Annotated in this window: 12 protein-coding genes and 2 pseudogenes; 12 read left to right on the top strand and 2 right to left on the bottom strand. The window is 48.6% G+C overall.

Features of this window, described 5'->3' with window-relative positions; genetic code table 11:
- Positions 1 to 24: 24 nt before the first annotated feature.
- Positions 25 to 4,533 carry a glutamate synthase large subunit gene (gene gltB, locus E7747_RS11950; RefSeq protein WP_136416168.1) on the top strand — a complete coding sequence of 1,503 codons (4,509 nt, stop codon included), beginning with the start codon at positions 25 to 27 and terminating at the stop codon, positions 4,531 to 4,533.
- A 41-nt stretch (positions 4,534 to 4,574) separates the two neighbouring features.
- Positions 4,575 to 6,013 (top strand): annotated as a pseudogene (locus tag E7747_RS11955) (glutamate synthase subunit beta).
- A 122-nt stretch (positions 6,014 to 6,135) separates the two neighbouring features.
- Here E7747_RS11955 and ispF read toward each other — a convergent pair.
- Both ispF and porV read right to left on the bottom strand, forming a co-directional pair.
- Positions 6,136 to 6,618, bottom strand: coding sequence for a 2-C-methyl-D-erythritol 2,4-cyclodiphosphate synthase (ispF, locus tag E7747_RS11960; RefSeq protein WP_168185334.1), 483 nt, complete (start codon positions 6,616 to 6,618; stop codon positions 6,136 to 6,138).
- 32 nt (positions 6,619 to 6,650) lie between these two features.
- Entirely contained in the window at positions 6,651 to 7,844 is a 1,194-nt protein-coding gene (gene porV, locus E7747_RS11965; RefSeq protein WP_136416170.1) for a type IX secretion system outer membrane channel protein PorV, read from the bottom strand.
- 188 nt (positions 7,845 to 8,032) lie between these two features.
- On the opposite strand from porV, the gene feoB reads away from it, so the two are divergent.
- The 10 genes and pseudogenes from feoB (at position 8,033) to tnpB (ending at position 21,239) form a co-directional block, all read left to right on the top strand.
- Complete coding sequence (feoB, locus tag E7747_RS11970) at positions 8,033 to 10,465, top strand: ferrous iron transport protein B (RefSeq protein WP_136416171.1); 2,433 nt, start codon at positions 8,033 to 8,035, stop codon at positions 10,463 to 10,465.
- Positions 10,466 to 10,560: 95 nt separating this feature from the next.
- On the top strand, positions 10,561 to 11,805 hold the full coding sequence (locus E7747_RS11975; RefSeq protein WP_136416173.1) for an ABC transporter permease: 1,245 nt from the start codon (positions 10,561 to 10,563) through the stop codon (positions 11,803 to 11,805).
- A gap of 246 nt (positions 11,806 to 12,051) precedes the next feature.
- Complete coding sequence (gene ppdK / locus E7747_RS11980; protein ID WP_136416175.1) at positions 12,052 to 14,766, top strand: pyruvate, phosphate dikinase; 2,715 nt, start codon at positions 12,052 to 12,054, stop codon at positions 14,764 to 14,766.
- A 215-nt stretch (positions 14,767 to 14,981) separates the two neighbouring features.
- A pseudogene (locus E7747_RS11985) lies at positions 14,982 to 16,480 on the top strand (tyrosine-type recombinase/integrase).
- Positions 16,481 to 16,741: 261 nt separating this feature from the next.
- A complete protein-coding gene (locus E7747_RS11990; protein WP_136416177.1) occupies positions 16,742 to 17,620 on the top strand; it encodes a helix-turn-helix domain-containing protein in 879 nt (292 codons plus the stop codon).
- A 167-nt stretch (positions 17,621 to 17,787) separates the two neighbouring features.
- On the top strand, positions 17,788 to 18,903 hold the full coding sequence (locus tag E7747_RS11995; protein ID WP_136416179.1) for a tyrosine-type recombinase/integrase: 1,116 nt from the start codon (positions 17,788 to 17,790) through the stop codon (positions 18,901 to 18,903).
- Between the two features lie 170 nt (positions 18,904 to 19,073).
- The gene (locus E7747_RS12000) at positions 19,074 to 19,913 is read left to right on the top strand and encodes a hypothetical protein (RefSeq protein WP_136416180.1); all 840 of its coding nucleotides are present in this window, start codon (positions 19,074 to 19,076) and stop codon (positions 19,911 to 19,913) included.
- 99 nt (positions 19,914 to 20,012) lie between these two features.
- The gene (locus tag E7747_RS12005; protein ID WP_131752960.1) at positions 20,013 to 20,384 is read left to right on the top strand and encodes a helix-turn-helix domain-containing protein; all 372 of its coding nucleotides are present in this window, start codon (positions 20,013 to 20,015) and stop codon (positions 20,382 to 20,384) included.
- Between the two features lie 95 nt (positions 20,385 to 20,479).
- Positions 20,480 to 20,896: a hypothetical protein gene (locus E7747_RS12010; RefSeq protein WP_136413419.1), complete on the top strand. Its 417-nt coding sequence runs from the start codon at positions 20,480 to 20,482 to the stop codon at positions 20,894 to 20,896.
- Positions 20,883 to 21,239, top strand: a complete 357-nt coding sequence (gene tnpB / locus E7747_RS12015) for an IS66 family insertion sequence element accessory protein TnpB (RefSeq protein WP_136413421.1) — start codon at positions 20,883 to 20,885, stop codon at positions 21,237 to 21,239. The genes E7747_RS12010 and tnpB overlap by 14 nt, the downstream gene beginning before the upstream one ends.
- The last annotated feature ends 65 nt before the right edge of the window (positions 21,240 to 21,304 follow it).

A 21,304-nucleotide genomic window follows, 5' to 3' on the forward strand; every position in this document is an offset into this window, starting at 1 on the left:
ATTTATTTGAATTAAAGTTTTTATATGCAAATGTCAACACCTAAACAACAAGGACTCTATGATCCGCGCTTCGAACATGATGCCTGTGGAGTCGGGCTTCTCGTTAATGTGCGTGGAATCAAGTCTCATCATCTTGTGGAAAAAGGATTGCAGGTTCTTGAGCACATGGTTCACCGTGGAGCTGAAGGCGCTGATCCGAAAACCGGCGACGGTGCGGGAATCATGGTTCAGATACCTCATGAGTTCATCCTGCTTCAAGGTATTCCTGTCCCCGAAAAGGGACGCTACGGCACGGGTCTCGTTTTCTTTCCACGCAATGAGGACACTGTCCAGATTATTCTCGGGATTATAGAGCGTGAGGCTATAGAACTTGGTCTGAAACTTATTGCCGTACGCGATGTGCCTACAAACAACGAGCAGCTCGGTTCGGTGGCCCGGGAGGCAGAACCTGTCATAAAACAGATTTTTGTCTCTGACGAAGAGAGCGATGAGCCGGTTGAAATCCGCTTGTATCTTCTGCGCAAGGCTGTGGAGAAGAAAGTGCGTTCGCTTTCACTTGATGGCAAAGATGATTTTTATATCGTCTCATTGTCATCGCGCATCATAATTTATAAGGGAATGCTGTCGAGCCTTCAGCTGCGTTACTATTTCCCCGATCTTATGAATCCGCGCTTTACCACCGCTATGGCTCTTGTCCATTCGCGGTTCAGCACAAATACGTTCCCTACATGGTCTCTTGCCCAGCCGTTCAGAATGCTCGGGCATAACGGTGAGATCAACACCATTCAGGGCAACCGTCTTTGGATGAAAGCGCGTGAATGTATGCTTAAACCTCTGGCATTCGGTGACCGCGACATGACTCCGATTGTACAACCCGGTATGAGTGATTCGGCATCGCTTGACAATGTGCTTGAATTTTTTGTCATGTCCGGCATGAGTCTTCCACGAGCTCTCTCGATGCTTATTCCCGAATCGTTCAATGACAAGAACCCGATTTCGCCTGAGTTGAAAGCTTTCTACGAGTATAATTCTATCCTGATGGAAGCATGGGACGGCCCTGCGGCTCTCCTTTTCAGTGACGGGCGCTATGCCGGAGGTATGCTTGACCGTAACGGTCTGCGTCCGGCTCGCTATCTCATCACAAATAACGACACGGTTGTGCTTGCTTCTGAAATGGGCGTGTTGCCGTTTGAGGCTTCGGAAGTCAAGGAGAAAGGCCGTCTGCGTCCCGGCAAGATGATGATGGTCGATATGGAGGAAGGTAAGATTTATCAGGATGCAGAACTGAAAGAAACTCTGGCCAATGAGTTCCCGTACCGCGACTGGCTATCACGTAACCGCATAAGCCTCGACAGCATCAGCAGCGGACGCAAGGTCGACAATACGGTTGGTGACTTCCGCCGTTTGCTGCATACATTTCTCTATAATCGCGAAGAGGTTGAGAAAATCATCACTCCGATGCTTACCGATGGAAAAGAACCTGTCAATTCTATGGGTAAGGACACTCCGATAGCAGTGCTGTCGGAAGAGCCGCAATTATTGTTCAATTATTTCCGACAGCATTTCGCTCAGGTGACCAACCCGGCCATTGATCCGCTGCGCGAGGAACTGGTGATGAGTCTTGACAGCTACATCGGAGCTGTGAAACTCAATCTGCTTGATCCGTCACCTGAACTTTGCAAAATGGTGTTGCTCAAACGGCCTATAATAACAAACCGCGAGCTCGATTTGCTTTGTAACCTGCGTTACAAGGGTTTCAACACGCGCAAGCTGTCGATGACATTCCCTGCGTCAGAAGGACATGAAGGACTGGTAAAGGCCGTCGGACGCCTGTGTCGAGAAGCTGAACAGGCTGTTGACGAAGGTTGCAACTACGTCGTGCTTTCAGACCGCGATGTAAATGCCGTGAACGCACCGATTCCGTCGCTGCTTGCCACTGCGGCTGTCCATCATCATCTCATCGACTGCAAGAAGCGAACTCAGACGGCACTCATCATCGAGACTGCCGATGCGCGTGAGGTGATGCACTTTGCTCTGCTCAGCGGCTATGGCGCGAGTGCGATAAATCCATATCTGGCTTTTGCGGTGATAGATGATCTGGTTAAACGTCATGACATACAGCTTGACTTCGACACTGCATCCAGAAACTATATAAAGGCAATTGACAAAGGCTTGCTTAAAGTCATGTCAAAAATGGGTATTTCGACTATCACAAGCTACAAGGGAGCTCAGCTTTTCGAGGCCATCGGTCTTGCTGAATCCGTGTGCAGCGAATATTTCGGACATACGGTAAGTAAAATCGGAGGAGTGGATATCAGGCATCTTGCTGCAGATATAATCGGCCCTCATGCCGAAGCGTTTGACGAGGATTTTGACACGGAATCTCCGCTGCCGTTCATCGGCCAATATTCATTCCGCAAGGACGGAGAGTCGCATGCTTGGAATCCTGAGACAATAGCCACTCTCCAGCTTGCCACTCGTCTTGGCAGCTATAAGAAATTCAAGGAATACACATCGCTTGTCGATAATAAGCCCAAACCTATATTTATCCGCGATTTTCTTGACTTCCGCAGGGGCGAACCGATTTCTGTTGATGAGGTTGAGCCGGAGGAAGCCATCATGAAGCGTTTCGTCACGGGAGCTATGTCGTTTGGCTCTATCAGCAGGGAGGCTCATGAAGCCCTTGGCATAGCCATGAACGCCATCGGCGCCCGAAGCAACACCGGCGAGGGTGGGGAAGATCCTGAACGCTTTGCCCCGCGCCCCGACGGTTCATCAGCCAGATCCGCGATCAAACAGGTGGCATCCGGGCGTTTCGGTGTGACGACAGAGTATCTTGTCAACGCTGACGAAATCCAGATTAAGGTAGCGCAGGGAGCTAAGCCGGGCGAGGGCGGTCAGCTGCCAGGATTTAAAGTAGACAAGATTATAGCTAAAACGCGCCATTCCATTCCCGGAATCTCGCTTATCTCGCCTCCTCCACATCACGACATCTATTCAATCGAAGACCTTGCACAGCTTATATTCGATCTTAAAAATGTCAATCCATCGGCCAATGTCAGCGTAAAGCTTGTCTCGGAAAGCGGTGTCGGCACAATTGCCGCAGGTGTCGCAAAAGCAAAGAGCGATCTGATAACAATCAGTGGAAGTGACGGCGGTACGGGTGCATCGCCGGCAAGTTCGATACGTTATGCCGGTGTGCCGGTGGAAATCGGGCTTGCGGAGACTCAGCAGACGCTTGTCATCAACAATCTTCGCGGTCAGGTGAAACTTCAGGCTGACGGTCAGCTCAAGAGTGCACGTGATGTGATTATCATGGCCATGCTTGGGGCGGAAGAATATGGATTTGCCACAAGCGCGTTGATTGTCCTCGGGTGTGTCATGATGCGAAAATGTCACAAGAACACCTGCCCGGTCGGTGTCGCAACTCAGAATGAAGAGTTACGCAGACGATTCACCGGACGTTCGGAATATGTGGTGAATTTCTTCCGTTTCCTCGCCCGTGAAATCAGGGAGACACTTGCCGGAATGGGAGTGAAGCGGCTTGATGATATCATCGGACGTGCCGATTTGCTCTTTGTGCGCGAGGAGCTTGAAGGACAAAAGACTTCGGGCCTTGATTTCTCACGTATGCTGCATGTCCCGGCTGAAGCGGCTACCAACGCGATAATAAATGTCATCAGTCAGAAACATGACATCGACCATGTGCTTGACAGGGAGATTATCAGCCGTGCATATCCGGCCATAGAGTCATGTATGCCTGTCGAACTTGAATTTCCTATCTGTAACACAGACCGCTCGGTGGGTGCTATGCTCTCGGGTGTGATAGCGAAGAAATTCGGCGATGCCGGACTCCCTGACAATACCATAAATTGTACCTTCAAGGGAGCTGCAGGTCAAAGTTTCGGCGCATTCCTTGCCCACGGAATCAGTTTCCGGCTTGAGGGAGATGCAAATGACTATGTAGGCAAAGGTCTGTCTGGCGGTAAGATTGTGATTGTCCCGCCTGTCGGCTCTAAATTCGCTCCTGAATCGAATATCATAGCCGGCAACACTATTCTCTATGGAGCTACCGCAGGTGAGATTTATATCAATGGCCGTGTCGGCGAACGTTTCTGTGTCCGTAACTCCGGCGCTACAGCCGTGGTCGAAGGGGTCGGTGACCATTGCTGTGAATATATGACCGGCGGCCGTACGGTGGTGCTCGGCTCTACAGGACGTAACTTTGCTGCAGGTATGAGCGGTGGTATAGCTTATGTCTGGAATCCAGACGGAAATTTCGATTATTTCTGCAATATGGAGATGGTTGAACTTTCGCTGATTGAGGAAATGGCTGACAATCGCGAGCTTTACCGGCTTATCGGAAATCATTTCAGATATACGCACAGTCCGCTCGCAGGCGCTATGCTTGATGATTGGGACAACTATGTGGGGCAGTTTATAAAGATTATACCGATTGAGTATAAAAAGGTGCTTCACGATGAGAAAGTCGCTAACCTCCAACGGCGAATTGCTTCGATGCAGGTTGACTGATAAGTCCTATTAAATTAGTAATTACGCTTAAAATTTATGATATGGGAAATCCCACAGCATTTTTAAATATACCGCGTAAGGAAGCCGGCTATCGTCCGATTCATGACCGTGTAAATGACTATGGAGAGGTCGAGCAGACCCTCAACACCGAAGATCGCCGGTTGCAGGCTTCGCGCTGCATGGAATGCGGTGTACCTTTTTGCCACTGGAGCTGCCCGCTCGGCAACCGTCAGCCTGAATGGCAGGATTATCTTTACAGGAACGATATCAAGGGGGCATATCAGCTTCTTACCATGACTGATGACTTCCCCGAATTCACCGGGCGTGTCTGTCCCGCTCTATGCGAGAAAGGCTGTGTGCTCAACAAACAGCATGAGCCGGTGACCATACGTGAAAATGAGGCGGCAATAGTCGAGCGTGCGTTCAGCGAGGGTTATGTCATCGCCCGCCCTCCGAAAAAACGCACAAAATACCGTGTCGCGGTTGTCGGCTCAGGTCCTGCCGGCCTCGCATGTGCCAATCAGCTTAACCGTCGTGGCCATAATGTGACCGTGTTCGAGAAAAATGAAGCTCCCGGTGGATTGTTGCGTTTCGGCATTCCCGATTTCAAGCTTAATAAGAGTGTGATTGACCGTCGTCTTGATTTGCTGAAAGAAGAAGGCATCGAGTTCAAGTGCGGCATCTGTGTCGGGACTGATATAAGTATTGATGAGCTGCTTAAAGATTTCGATGCGGTGTGTCTGGCTATGGGTGCGGAAGTGCCACGCGATCTTAAAGTCGATGGCCGCGATCTCAAAGGTGTGCATTTTGCTCTCGAACTGCTTCAGCAACAGAACCGTGTGAATGCCGGAGCGGAAATCAGCCGCGAACAGCGTATTTCGGCCAAGAAAAAAAATGTGCTTGTGATCGGTGGCGGTGACACCGGCAGTGACTGTGTCGGTACTGCTCACCGTCAAGGCGCTCTGTCTGTAACCCAGATTGAGATTATGCCAAAACCGCCGGTAGGGGAGAACCCCGATACTCCGTGGCCCTACTGGCCGGTCGTACTCAAGACTTCGAGCAGTCATCTTGAGGGTTGTGACCGTCGGTGGCTTCTTGACACACGCCGTTTCATTCCTGATGCCGACGGACGAGTCAGGGAAGTGGAAGTCGAAACGGTCGAGTGGAAGAAGGATCCGGAAACCGGCCGGATGAATCTTGTGCATACAGGAAAGACTGAAACAATCAAAGCCGATCTCGTTCTCCTTGCAATGGGTTCACAAATCCTATCCCGGAGGGTGTGATTGATGCTCTCGGACTTGAAAAAGATCCGCGGGGAAATGTCAAGGTCAATGAAAAAGGGCAGTCGAGCAATCCTAAAGTGTTTGCTGCAGGTGACGTGTCGACCGGTGCATCACTCGTTGTAAGATGTATAGCTTCCGGCCGTAAGGCTGCGCAGGGAATTCATGATTTTCTGGTGAACGATAAGAAAAACGGATAACCACAATTTGCATATAAAAACGATGAAACCTCGCCGGGCATGTAACTTTTATGCCTGACGAGGTTTCTGATTTATTCCGATTGCTGACGGTTGTATATTTCTCCGTAGCATGATTTATTTTTCTAAAGTCGAGAGTCGGAAAGCGTTGCAACGGCCATTGCGGAGATACCTTCGCCACGACCTTCGAATCCAAGGCGCTCGGTGGTTGTGGCCTTGACTGATACACAGTCGGCTGGAATGGCGAGATCATCAGCAACGTTCTGAACCATCACAGGGATGAAATCAAGAAGTTTCGGACGTTGGGCTATGATAGTTATATCAACATTATTTATAGAGAAGCCTTGCTCTTTGATGAGTTCGACAACCCGGCGGAGGAGCACACGCGAGTCTGCGCCTTTGTATTCAGCCACTGTATCTGGAAAGTGGTAACCGATGTCGCGCATGGCTGCCGCGCCAAGCAGAGCATCGGAAAGTGCATGAAGAGCGACATCGGCATCGCTGTGTCCGAGAAGCCCTTTTTCATAAGGAATATCGACTCCGCAGAGTATCAGTCGGCGGTCTTCGACGAGGCGATGGACATCGTATCCCAGTCCGGTTCGTATCATATTTCTTGAGTTAAGAATGTATTGGAAATGAATTATCGTTTGCCGAAAATCTCTTTCAGTCCGTCCATGTCGAACGTCAGTGTGAAACGAAGAGTCTGGTCGAGAGGCGAGTTTTGTGCAGTGGCTACCATATAGCTCGCATCAAGTCGCAGGACGTTAAGAGCGAATCCCGCTCCGAGTGCGAAATACTGTAGGTTCCCTTTTGTCGGATTCTGATAGAAATAGCCGCCACGTAGGAAGAACTGGTCATTATAGTTGTATTCCGCACCGAGTGACCATGAGATTTCGCGCAGCTCTTCCTTCATGCCTCCGGGTGCATCGGAAAATGATTTGAAAATTCCTGTTATCGGCGACATATTTTGCCAGTCTTCTTCGGCTTTTACAAAATCAATCTCTCCCTCTGTGTCATCGGCATAGTCTTCTCTGCGCGGTTTGGCAGGGACAAGGAGTTTGTTAAGGTCGAGGTTGAGCGAAAGGTTATGGTAGTCGGCGAGAGGGTATGTGAACGATGTGCCGAGACGGAAATTAGTGGGTAGGAATGCCGGATTGTCACCGTGGTTATAGTTGACTTTAGAACCGATGTTTGAAATATCAAAGCCCCATGACCACTGGCACTCATTGCGTCCGATGATGGGATAAGTGGTGTAGTATCCTGAAATGTCAGCTGAAAATGCAGATGCGCCTGTCGAGGAATCGTCGGCATAGCTCTCGCTGAAACTTAGGTCGGAGTATATGTAACGGAAGACTATGCCCATTGAAAATTTATCGGATAGCTTGCGTGAGTAGCCTATGTCGAAACTCATTTCATAGGGGTTTACGGATTGTATGCCCATCCCGCCATTTTCATCTGTCACCTCGCCGAGTGAGAAATAGCGAAGCGAAGCTGAAACAGCCTGGTTGTCTTCAGTCCCGATTTTCCAGTATCCTGCAACGTTGGCGAGAAAAATGTCGTTGACAAGTTTTCGAAGCCAAGGTGTATAGCTGAGCGAAACAGCACCGCGTGAATAGGCAAAGGCATATTTCGACGGATTCCAGTACTGGCTGTTTGCATCGGGGTCGGTAGCGGCACCGAGGTCACCCATTGATGCTCCGCGTGCGTCGGGAGCGATGCCGAGCGAATTGACACCGGTCTGCACCGGATTAAATTCATTTTTCTGGGAGTAGGCGGCAAACGACCCGAAAATCGCGATGCCTGACGCCGCTACTATATGTCTGAGTGAAATCATGGACAAAATTGAGTTGAATAGGTATGATCGTTCATTCTTATAACTTGAATTTTCAATGTTTATTGCGCCGTTGATGCAGAAATTCCCGCCATGCAGACTTCTGCCACAAAAAATCATTATTTTTAGGTATTTCCTATGATATAAATAATATGTAAGTTTGTAGCCGAATTACGCATATCGGTATAATTATGCTCACAAGACTTTCAGATTTAAAACCGGGTCAGGATGCCACGGTTGTCAAAATATTGGGCCACGGAGCCTTCAGGAAACGAATGTTGGAAATGGGATTTGTGACAGGACGCAAGGTCAGGGTTCTGCTTGACGCGCCTCTCCGCGACCCGGTGAAATATGAAATCATGGACTACGAAGTGTCGCTTCGTCGCTCGGAAGCAGAACTGGTTGAAGTGTCGACCGATGAGGTTGGATCGACACATTCGTCTCTGTCCAGTCACACTGATGAATCGCCTGTTCTGGAAGAACATGGAGAAGTTCACCATGCTGCCGCTCATGAACATGACGGTCACAGCAGTGCGATGCGTACCATCAATGTAGCTCTTATAGGCAATCCTAACTGTGGAAAGACCTCGCTGTTTAATATAGTCTCCGGCGCACGCGAACATGTCGGAAACTATAGCGGTGTCACTGTCGATGCCAAGGCCGGAAGTGTGAGATATAAAAATTACCGTATCAATATCGTCGATCTCCCCGGCACTTATTCCCTTGCATCCTATTCTCCCGAAGAGCTGTATGTGCGTCAGTATCTTCGCGACGAGACTCCGGATGTAATAATTAATGTGGTCGACGGCTCAAATCTTGAGCGTAACCTCTATCTGACAACCGAGCTGATCGATATGGACCGGAGCATGGTCATTGCCCTTAACATGGTCGACGAACTCGAACGAGCCGGGGTGAAACTCGACTGCAAGATGCTTGGAGAAATGATCGGAGTGCCGATTGTTCCGATTGCTGCGCGTACGGGACGTGGCATCAATGAGCTACTCGATACTGTGATCCGCGTATATGAGGGTACTGATCCCGCTGTACGCCATATACATGTCAATCTCGGCACGGACATAGAACACGCTGTGACTGTGCTAAAAGATACTATCAAGGCGAACCCGCATGTCGGCCTGCATTTTTCGCCCCGTTATCTTGCCATAAAGCTGCTTGAAAAGGATGCAGAGGTTGAAAAAGCCATCAAGGCTCTCCCGTCCGGAAAAGAGATTATCGATTTGCGGGACTCATTGCTGGCGGGGCTGCCGACTGCTGCCGACGACATCAATATGTCGATTGCAAACGCCAAGTATGGTTTCATTGCAGGTGCGCTTGCCGAGACTATGGAGACAACGAAGAAAGAGGAGATAAACTCAACTCGCATCATCGACACAATAGTCACCAACCGATTGTTTGGTTTCCCGATATTTCTCGGAATAATGTTTTTCATTTTCTGGGCCACATTTGAGCTTGGTTCCTATCCTATGGAATGGATTGAGGGGATTGTGGGATGGCTCGGTGACCTTACCCGCGAATATCTGCCGGACGGAGCGGTGAAAGACCTGATAGCCGATGGAATCATCGGTGGTGTCGGTGGAGTGATTGTGTTCCTGCCCAACATCCTGATTCTGTATCTTTGTATTTCCTTTATGGAGGATTCAGGTTACATGGCACGTGCCGCCTTCATTATGGATAAGGTGATGCACCGGCTCGGACTTCATGGCAAGTCTTTCATACCATTGGTTATGGGGTTCGGATGTACGGTGCCGTCCATAATGGCATCGCGCTCGATTGAAAGCCGTTCAAGCAGGATTATAACCATACTGATCAATCCTTTTATCAGCTGTTCGGCCCGACTGCCGATCTATGTACTGCTTATCGGGACGTTCTTTCCGAATCATGCGACGCTTGTGTTTATGTGCATATATCTGCTCGGGATACTCATGGCTGGTGTGACCGCACGTCTGCTTCGACGTTTTTACTTCGGTGAGGATGTGACACCGTTTGTCATGGAGCTGCCGCCTTACCGCGTGCCGACACTGAAGGCGACATTACGCCATATGTGGGGTAAAGGAGAGCAATATCTCAAAAAAATGGGAGGCATCATCCTTGTGGCAAGTATTGTTGTCTGGGCACTCAACTATTTTCCTCTACACGATGGCGAATCTGCGCAGGAGGTATCAGCCGAGACTGTGGCTGACGACTCTGCGATTGACCCGTCGCGTGACAGCTATCTTGAAATGGCAGGCAAGGCAATCAATCCTATACTTGAGCCGATAGGTTTTCATTGGCGTGCTTCAGTGGCCGCTCTTGCCGGTGTCCCTGCAAAAGAAATCGTGGTGTCGACACTCGGTGTGCTCTATACCGGCGATGAGGAAGCGAGCGACCAGACACTTTCGACCCGTCTGATCACTCCGAATGAGGTTACCGGGCACCCGGATTTCACTGCGGCTGCCGCATTGAGTTTTATGGTGTTCGTGTTGTTGTATTGTCCGTGCATAGCGACTGTCACAGCTATAATCAAGGAGACAGGCAATCCGCGCTACGGGCTGTTTTCAGTTGTCTACAACACGCTTCTGGCATGGATGGTGGCATTTATTGTCTACAGGGTAGCATTGTTGTTTTAAACAGTCGTTCTGACGGCATAATGGTCCCGGGGTGCTTAGAGGAGATTGAAAAATTGAGGAAAAGTCGATAAATTTTTCTAACTTTGTCCCTCGTCATGTCACTTGCCATATTCATAGCCAATCGTCTCTCGCTGCGTTCTCCTTCAGGGAAAATGCAGTCGGGCATAGTAATTGCCGTCTCGGGTATAGCTCTCTCGGTGGTGGTGATGCTTATATCCATTGCTGTCATGATGGGTTTCAAAGAAGAGATCCGTCAGAAAATAATGGGATTCGACGCTCAATTGTCGATTTCGGTCTATAGTCCTGATGACAGCAAAGTGCCGCTCGTCGACATCAACGATGTCAGGCCAGTGCTTGAAATGTTGCCTGAAAAAGCGACGACGGTGCTTGCCATACGGCAGCCTGTGATATTGAAGACTCCGGCAGACTTTACCGGGGCGATAGTCAAGGGCATCAGTCGTGATTATGACTGGGAATTCATCCGGCAGAATCTCATCGAAGGGGAAATCCCGGATTTCAAGGCCGATTCGACGCTCTACCATGTTATCATATCACGGAATCTCGCGCGGGATTTATCAGTTGGACTTGGCGAGAAAATAGACGCTTTTTTTCTTGGCGGCGACAGCTACAGGACGCGAAGACTGAAAGTCGCGGCTATATATGACACGCATTTCAGCGAGTATGACGACAATTATATTTTCTCCACGCTGCCTATGCTCTCCGCGCTTGCAGGTGTAGGGGAGAATCTTGGAACACAAATCGAAATCTACGGGCTTGGAAGCGACAAGGAGATAGCCGAGTGTGCCGAGCAACTTTCCGCCGGTCTGCTTGAGAAGCTGTATACAGGACGTACGCCTACGTTCTATACGGTGACAGATGTCCATACTTCGGCTGCATTATATTTCAACTGGCTTGCATTGCTTGACACTAATGTGATAGTGATATTGACACTGATGTCACTGCTGACGTGTCTGACGCTTGTGTCGTCTCTCTACATATTAATATTGCGGCGTGTAAACATGATAGGTATACTGAAGGCTTTAGGAGCGCCAGACTCTCTTATACGGCGGTCGTTTGTCTATCTGACCATGCGTATTCTTGTCGCGGGGCTTGTAATCGGTAATCTTATTGGCGTATGCGTGATTCTTGTTCAGGATGCAACCGGCGTGATACCTCTGAATCCGGAGGCTTATTATCTTGACCATGTGCCTATGCTGTTGTCTGTTCCGGCATTGATTGTACTCAACCTGTCGGTCATTGTCGTTGCGGCTCTCGTGCTGATACTTCCGTCGGCCATAATAACGACCATACCTCCGTCAAAAGTCATAAAATATGATTAAACTGACTGTAGGTCGACTTTTCCAGCGCAAAACAAGCATAATTTTGCTAAAAGAAGGACAAAAAGGTTGGCATTGGATAAAAATTTTTATATCTTTGCATAAAGTTGCAGCCTTAACCATGCCCCCATCTGTGCGCGCTTTTTGCACGAATAGGGCGGCAGACTCTCATCCTCTAACAAACCTCCTTGACAGGAACTATGATTTAATCTTAAAACGTAATTCAAATTATCAATATCTAATTACAGAATGAAAAGAGTTTATACTTTCGGAGATGGCAAAGCAGAAGGCAATGCCTCAATGCGTAATCTCCTCGGTGGCAAGGGCGCTAACCTCGCTGAAATGAACCTTCTCGGCATGCCTGTGCCTCCCGGTTTCACAATCACTACAGAGGTCTGCACCGAGTACACCCAGTATGGTCGTGACAGAGTAGTCGAAGACCTAAAGAAAGAAGTGCAGGATGCAATTGCCCATGTTGAAGAACTTACAGGCAAGAAATTCAACGATCCCGAAAATCCCCTTCTCGTATCTGTGCGCTCTGGTGCACGCGCATCAATGCCCGGTATGATGGACACTGTCCTCAACCTCGGTATGAACGACGCGACAGTTGAATCGCTCGCAACCAAGAGCGGCAATCCCCGTTTCGCATGGGACAGCTACCGTCGTTTTGTACAGATGTATGGTGATGTCGTGCTCGGCATGAAGCCCAAGAGCAAGACTGACATTGATCCGTTCGAGGAAATTATGGATAAGGTCAAGGAAGAAAAAGGTGTCAAACTTGACACAGAACTTTCTGTAGAAGACCTCCAGAATCTTGTCAAGCTTTTCAAGGCTGCTGTAAAGGAATACACCGGTAAAGACTTCCCCAACGACGCTTGGGAACAGCTTTGGGGTGGCATCTGCGCTGTGTTTGACAGCTGGATGAACGAACGTGCTATCATCTACCGCCGCATGAACCAGATTCCTGAAGAATGGGGTACTGCAGTCAACGTTCAGGCTATGGTTTACGGTAACATGGGTGAGAATTCAGCTACCGGTGTCGCTTTCAGCCGTGACGCAGCGACTGGCGAAAACATCTTCAACGGCGAATATCTAATCAACGCTCAGGGTGAGGATGTGGTTGCCGGTATCCGTACACCTCAGCAGATTACTATCGAAGGTTCGCGTCGCTGGGCCGCTCTTCAGGGCATCAGTGAGGACGTGCGTGCCGAGAAATATCCCTCACTTGAAGAGTCTATGCCTACCTGCGCCGCTGAGCTTATCGCTATCGCAGGCCGTCTCGAAGACTACTACAAGGATATGCAGGACATGGAATTCACCATTCAGGACGGCAAGCTCTGGATGCTCCAGACTCGTAACGGCAAGCGCACAGGTGCTGCTATGGTGAAAATCGCTATGGATCTTCTCCGCGCCGGTGAAATTGATGAAAAGACCACCCTTATGCGCATGGAGCCGCAGAAGCTCGACGAACTTCTCCACCCCGTGTTTGACAAGGCAGCTCTCAAGCGTGCTAAAGTCGTAGCCAAGGGCCTTCCCGCATCTCCCGGTGCTGCTGCCGGCCAGATTGTATTTTCTGCTGACGAAGCTGAGGCTTGGAGTGAAAAGAAGCGTAAAGTTGTCCTTGTACGCATCGAGACCTCACCTGAGGACCTCCGCGGTATGGCCGTTGCTCAGGGTATCCTTACCATGCGTGGCGGTATGACCTCTCACGCAGCCGTCGTTGCTCGTGGCATGGGTAAATGCTGTGTGTCAGGCGCAGGTGAAATCCGTGTCGACTACAAGGAAAAGACCGTTGAAATGGGTGGAAAAGTCTACAAGGAAGGTGACTGGATTTCACTTAACGGCTCGACAGGCGAAGTTTACGACGGTCAGGTTCCCACAACCGAGCCCGAACTTGGTGGAGACTTCGGTGCAATCATGAATCTTGCATCCAAATACACCAAGACACTCGTCCGTACAAATGCCGACTCACCTCGCGATGCAAAGCAGGCACGCCACTTCGGAGCTCAGGGTATCGGCCTTTGCCGTACAGAACACATGTTCTTCGAAGGCGACCGTATCAAGGCTGTACGCGAAATGATTCTTGCCGCTGACGAAGAAGGTCGTCGTCACGCTCTCGCCAAACTCCTCCCCATGCAGCGTGGTGACTTCGAAGGCATCTTCGAGGCTATGGACGGCTACGGTGTGACTATCCGTCTCCTTGATCCCCCTCTGCACGAATTTGTACCCCATCAGACTGCGACCCAGAAGGTAATGGCCGAAGAAATGGGCATCACCCTTGAAGACGTAAAGGCAAAGGTTGACTCACTCGAAGAATTCAACCCGATGCTCGGTCACCGTGGTTGCCGTCTCGGTATCACATATCCGGAAATCACCGAAATGCAGACCCGTGCTATTATTGAAGCTGCTCTTGCAGTGAAAGCTCGTGGTATCGACGTTCATCCTGAAATCATGATTCCTCTCGTTGGATCACTCAAGGAAATCCAGAATCAGGCTGACGTAATCAATATTACCGCTGCCAAGGTATTTGAGGAAGCTGGATGCAGCGTTCCTTACAAGGTAGGAACCATGATTGAAGTACCTCGTGCAGCCCTCGTTGCAAATCAGATTGCAGAGGTTGCCGACTTCTTCTCGTTCGGAACAAACGACCTTACTCAGATGACCTTCGGATTCTCACGCGACGACGCTCCCAAGTTCCTCAAGTTCTACAAGGAACACGGCATCATCAAGACCGATCCGTTCGAAGTGCTCGATCAGGAAGGTGTTGGCCAGCTCGTCAAGATGGGTGTTGAAAAAGGCCGTGCGACCAAGCCCGAGCTCAAGGTCGGCATCTGCGGTGAGCATGGTGGCGAACCCTCATCTGTCAAGTTCTGCGCACGCCTCGGCATGAACTATGTATCATGTTCACCCTATCGCGTGCCCATCGCCCGCGTAGCAGCGGCCCAGGCAGCTATCGAAGACTAAGGTTAAGATACTGACAATCGCTAAGATAGGCGATAACTCACTGTAAAAACGTGGGTTATCGCCTATCGTATTTTTAAGACGCTTTCAAGGTCTGCACGATAATCGTGCAGAATGTGGAGGAAATGCTTACAAAATCCGATGCAAATTTCAGTAGGTGCGCTTACAAAGAGTTTACAAAATGTTTACAAAGATTTCTTTATAATATTCAAATATTTATGGCAATATTCAAAGCAATCGTAAGAACCAAACGTAAGGATGGATTCTATCAGGTGTATATCCGGTGTGTACATAACCGGAAACCGGGATATATCAAAACCGACAAACTTGTTACCGATAAGCAGCTTGATAGGAATGGCGACATCGATGACCCTTTCGTGAATGAGTATTGCGCACGGCGCATATTGGAGTTTACCCAACGTCTAAACCGGAAGGAGATCGGGAAGTGGACGGTAAAGCAGGTTGTTGACTTCCTCGCCATGGAGGACGAGGACTTATGTTTTTCGGATTATGCACGACTCCACATTGACCGCATGAGAGACCGGGGGCAGGTCAGGAATGCTCGTAACTATGAGTTGGCACTACAACATCTGGAACGATATGCAGGTACGACAAGGGTCATGTTTGCTCAACTGATCTCCACATGGGTCAACAACTGGATCAAGGATCTTGAAATGACAGCAAGGGCAAAGGAAATGTATCCGGTCTGTATGCGTCAGGTTTTCCGTGAGGCGGTGAAAGAACACAACGATTATGACAACAACGTCGTCAGGATAAAGACCAATCCGTGGCCGAAGGTCAAGATACCACAGGCAGACCGAGCAGAAAAGAGAGCCATAAGCGCGGAAGAGTGCCGACGGTTCTTTAGTGTGGCTCTTCCTGAATCTTTGTCGTCGCGTCCGAAGGGTGAACTCGGCAGAGACGTTGCCATGTTGGTGTTGTGTCTCGCCGGTATCAACACGGTTGATCTCTTCAACCTGAAGAAATCGGATTACCGGCATGGGGTCATAGCGTATAAGCGTGCCAAGACGAAGAAAAGCAGAGCGGACGAAGCCTACATCGAAATGAAAGTCGAGCCTATCCTTCTACCGCTGTTCGAGAAGTACAGGGCAGACGACAAAGACCCCTATCTCTTCAACTGGCATAAACGTTATGCGGACAGTGACAGCTTTGGAGCCAACGCCAATGCCGGAATAAAGGACGTATGCAAAGCTCTGGAAATTCCGGAAGACAGACGATACTGCGTGTACACCTTCCGTCATACATGGGGAACGATTGCCCAGAATGACTGCGGCGCGTCAATATCGGAGGTTGGCTTCGCGATGAACCACAGCGGAGGCCATAACATCACGCGAGGATATATCAAGCCGGACTTCTCACCGGCATGGGAACTCAACGCAAAGGTTGTTGAGTTTATCTTCTTCTCCAACGCTCCAAGCAAACAGGGAGCGGCGCAAGACCTCAACCACCCAAGAACGAGGACAGACAGTTCAGGTTGTCGCCGAAGAAACTTGTTTATGCTCGTGCCTATTTCCGTGGTGAGATTCTGGCCGAGGTAACCGATATAGGATTTTCAAATGTCGATGAGGTCATGGCGAGACTGGCAACAAAATTTCCTGACACTATTCCACCGGGGTGTTCAGTCTATTTCCGCATCAAGGACGTTGACGCAGATATTGAGGTTGTGTATGAACGCACGAAGGGCAAAGGCTTTTAATTTCCATTTTTCATCTAAGAATTTCCAGAACCGGCTTAGAAATTTCTCTGAGTCGGTTATTATTTTCCTGTTTCTTTCCTGATATCCATTAAAAATTTCCCAAATCAACATAAAAATTTCCTTTCCCGAAGTTTTTATTGCCGCCGATATCGGAGCGCGGAGCGCGATAATCTTTATCTACATCCATAGAAAATATCTTTGAATAGATATTTTCTTCCTAATCCTTATCCTAATCCTAATCCATATAGAAAGGAGGAAAATATGGAAGTAAGAAAGATTTGTCAATGGTGCGGAAAGCCATTCATAGCTCAAAAGACAACGACTTGTTATTGTAGCCACCAGTGTTCCAATCTTGGCTACAAGAAGCGCATCCGGGAACGTAAGCGACAATTGAAACGGTCGCAAGAATTATTGCAACCTCGACAAGCTGCCGAGGGACAGGATTTCTTCTCTTTTGCCCAAGCTGCAAAGTTGATGGGCGTAACCCGGCAATACATATATAAACTGGTAAAGGAATCCAAACTTCGGGCTTCACGCATCAGTGGCAAGAAGTCGCTCATCCGCCGTGCGGACATCGAACTGATGATGAAAACCAAACCTTATGAGCGCATCATGCCCAAAGAGGATTTCGACATCACCGAGTATTACACCGCCGAAGAGATTGCCGAGAAATATAAGGTCAACGCCAAATGGGTGTGGACTTATACACGGCAGCACAAAGTCCCGAAAGTGCGCATCCGCCAGTTCAACTATTATAGCAAGAAACATATCGATGCTGCCTTTGCCAAATACGAGGTGGATTCCGACCTGACCGAGTGGTACACGCCCGAACAGATTCAGGAGAAGTACGGAATGACACGTGTCGCCATCCGTTCACAGGTCTATCGCAACAACATACCATCCAAGAAGGAGCATGGACAGATATTCTACTCCAAACTCCACTTCGACCTCTCGAAAAGTTCCGAGCAGGAGAGCAAGACGGAATACTACACCGTCAAGGAGGCGATGGAGAAATTCAAACTCTCTCGCGATTCGGTTTACGGTATTCTGCAATTCCATCAGATCAACCGTGAGAAGAACGGACGCTTTGTCAGATTCCTGAAAGTGGAATTTGACCGAGTGATGGGTGTCCAAAAATGAATTGGCGTATTATAACGGTACATTTTATCCGTTCGTGCCCACCTTTTTACCCGATATTGGTGTCAGCCGTAAATTATTCCAAAATTAATCTCCGCTGAAGGTTGTCTGCATGGTTACATTACAGAGATTTGCCAGCGAATTAATAACAACCATAAAAATATAACAACATGAATGACTGTAAAACAGTAACATTAAGAACACGTCCTTTGAAGAACAGGATGCTGTCGTTCTATCTGGATTATTATCTGGGGTATCGAGACAAGGAAACGATGAAAGTTATCCGCCATGAGTCGCTTGGTATTTATGTCTATGCCAATCCGAGAAACAAGCGAGAGTTGAACTTCAACGAGGTAATGACCGAGAAAGCCGAAGCCATCCGTTGCCGCAGATTCGAGTCGGTTGTGAATGAACGGTATGATTTTTTCGACAAGTACAAACTCAAAGCCGATTTCTTGGAGTATTACCGCAAGCAGCTCCACAAACATGACCAGAAATGGGAGTTCGTCTATCTCCATTTCAGCAACTTCGTACATGGCAAGTGTACCTTTGAGGAGATTGACATCGACCTCTGCAACAAGTTCCGGGAGTATCTGCTCACTGCCAAGAAGCTGAGACGTAACAGTCCTATCACACGGAACTCGGCATCGGGGTATTGGTCTACTTTCAGGGGATTCCTGAAAATCCTCTACCGCAATGGGATGATAAAGACCAACGTCAATGATTTCTTGGATAAGATTGAAACGGAGGATGTGGTCAAGGAGTATCTGTCTGTAGAAGAACTGTATAAACTGGCTGAAACACCGTGCAAGAAACCTATATTGAAAGTAGCATCGCTATTTTCGTGCATGACCAGTTTACGAATCAGTGATATTCTCGCCTTATGTTGGGAAGACATCGTGGATTACTCTGCCGGAGGGAAATGCGTACACATCGTTACGCAGAAGAACAAGGCGGAAGACATCATCCCCATCAGCGAGGAAGCCTTGGAACTAATAGGCTACAGTTCCGAAAAGAAAGGTCTGGTATTCAAGGGGCTGATGCGCAGTTGGACGCAGATACCAATGAAAGAGTGGATTCGTTCTGCCGGAATTACCAAGAATATCACATTTCACTCATACCGGAGAACATTCGCCACGTTGCAAGCTGCCGCAGGAACAGATATCCGTACCATTCAGAGCATTATGGCACACAAGAGCATTACCACCACCCAGCGGTATATCAAAGTAGTGGATGCGAACAAACGGGAAGCCAGCAAGAAAATCACCCTGACACGGAAAGGCTGATAGGCGTTTTGTCCCCCGATTTTAGCGGTCAGAATATGATTTTTTACCTGAAATCATATTCTGACCGTGATATTTAGTATGATACGTGGTAACTATCAATCTTTTTATTGCAACTATCTGGAATATCAATTATAAATTTAGCGTAAAATAATTCCAAATAGTTGTAGAACATGACGAATAAAAGACTGATTAAGAAGATAAGTTTTATACTTGCACTATCCGTTATCGTTTTTGCGGCGATAGATACTTATCTGTTCCTATGCCATGACATCAATATCATGCACATAACAACTCCTGTCATCCTCGGACTGGTAGTAGCCATCATCTTGTGCGGACTCCTGCACAATTTTTTTTATAAATGGCTGACAGAAAATCTCATCAATTTCTCTTTTGGTGAGCAAGACTCCCCTGTTGAAGAAACAGAGAAAATAACAGAATCCATTTGTATTGTCGAAACACCGCCCATCGAGCAGCCGATTGATTTGCCTGAACAGGAGTGCACACCGGCTCTACAGTCGAATCAAGACATAGTAGATTCCGATTGCCCCAAAGATTCTCATTTGAATAAGTATGATTCCATATTAGTGGAACTCAAAAAGAGAGAGATTGAAAGACAAGTGGAAATCATGGATGCAATTCGGGAATATGTAACCGTCAAGACCGCCCCTTATCTCTCCAAAGAGAATATTGCCACCCTCATTTCAAATATAGAGTTTATGGCTTACGATCAACCTGATTCATATAAACCGATTCGCTCCAATATAGACAATCCGCTGAGGTCGCCGGGACTTCGCCATCTGGCATGGAATGTAGGTGAACGTTTGGGAATACCATTGGCAAAAAGAGCAGCTTTTATCAAGGCATCATTTCCATACGAACTCGTAAACGCTACACATGAATATCTCAGGCTCAATTTGAGAGACCATGTTACAAGCCAGATTCCCATTGATGTACCCGATAAAGGCGACTACCGCTTCCATTTGGATGCAGATAATGATGACTCGCAATAAAAAACGTATGCAGATGAAATAATTAATCCGGTCTGTATTGTTCTGCAAGGTTTCATTGAGTTGGTTCGCAGCATGTTAAACGATTAAAACTCTTTTAAAATGAAACAAGAAGAACTGACATTCAATGACCTGCCGGCAGTGGTAGGCGAATTGTGCAACCGGATTGCAAGTATGGAAAATCTGCTGACGGAAAGACTTTCCAAGCAGCACGAAGTCAAAGAGAACACGCACGTACCCATGACCGTGCAGGAGGCTTGCGCCTATCTCAAAATGCCGTTATCGACCTTCTATTACAAAGTCAAAAAGGACGATATTCCGGTTATCAAACAAGGGAAGCATCTCTACATCTATCGGGACGAATTAGACAAATGGCTGGAATCCTCCCGAAAGAATCCGGCTCCGCAAAGTTTCGAGGAAGAGAATGAGGCTATGCTCGCTTCCCATCGCCGTAAACCGAACGCTAAAAACTAGGAATGATGGAGAAGGCGGACAATACGTACAACCATCCGCGATAGCATATTGACGAACTCCGAAAGAGAGTTGTATCTTTGTCGACAAAAAGAATCATGGGTTATAACAAGTCTTTGTCCGATGTCTATTCAGAGACATGGACGCGTTACAAGAATCAATGCGAGACAGACGGCTATATCGCATTGAACCGTTTCTGTGCCGGTACCGGCGTCAACGTCCAGCGGCTTTATGAGTGGCTTCGGCGCCGCAAAATCAGCATAAGCGATTATCAACGCAGTCTGCCGGAGAGACCGGATTCGTCGCGGGAAGGTGGCGGGCCGTTATTCCGGGAGGTTAAGGTTCCCGGTATTCAGGTTGCGGATGAGAGCCGGGATGTCGGTGCCACCAGTGTCGTGCGTGACGTGCACATCGAACTCGGTTGGGGCCGAGGCGTGAGTCTGGGAGAGATAAGCGCGGAGGGGCTGGCGCTTCTGGTGGATGTCATGACACGCAGGAGTGATGTGGAGTCTTGAGGCGGATATGCGGCTCTGGGTATGCCGGCAGCCGGTATCGATGCGCTACGGCATCCGGGGTCTGGCCCAGATGGTGTGGTCGTGGAAGGGGCATTCTCCGGCATCGGGCGATGTGTATGTGTTTTTCTCAAAGGACCGCAAGACCATGAAGGCGTTGAAATGGGATGGCGACGGATTTTTGATGTACACAAAAAGACTGTCGCGAGGCCGTTTCCGGGAGGTGCTCAAAAAGGGCGATGACGGCGTGCGCAGGCTCCAATGGGACGATTTCTATATGCTGATGAGGGGCCTCACGCCTGTGAAGGTGATGGTCGAAAATCGCTTCAGAATGGCCGTAAAATAAGGCTTAATAATTTGTTAATCAAATAAATAAATGGCGTGGAAAGTTGCAAATGTCAGATATTTTTT

The organism is Duncaniella dubosii (genome assembly GCF_004803915.1).
Classification (GTDB): Bacteria; Bacteroidota; Bacteroidia; order Bacteroidales; family Muribaculaceae; genus Duncaniella; species Duncaniella dubosii.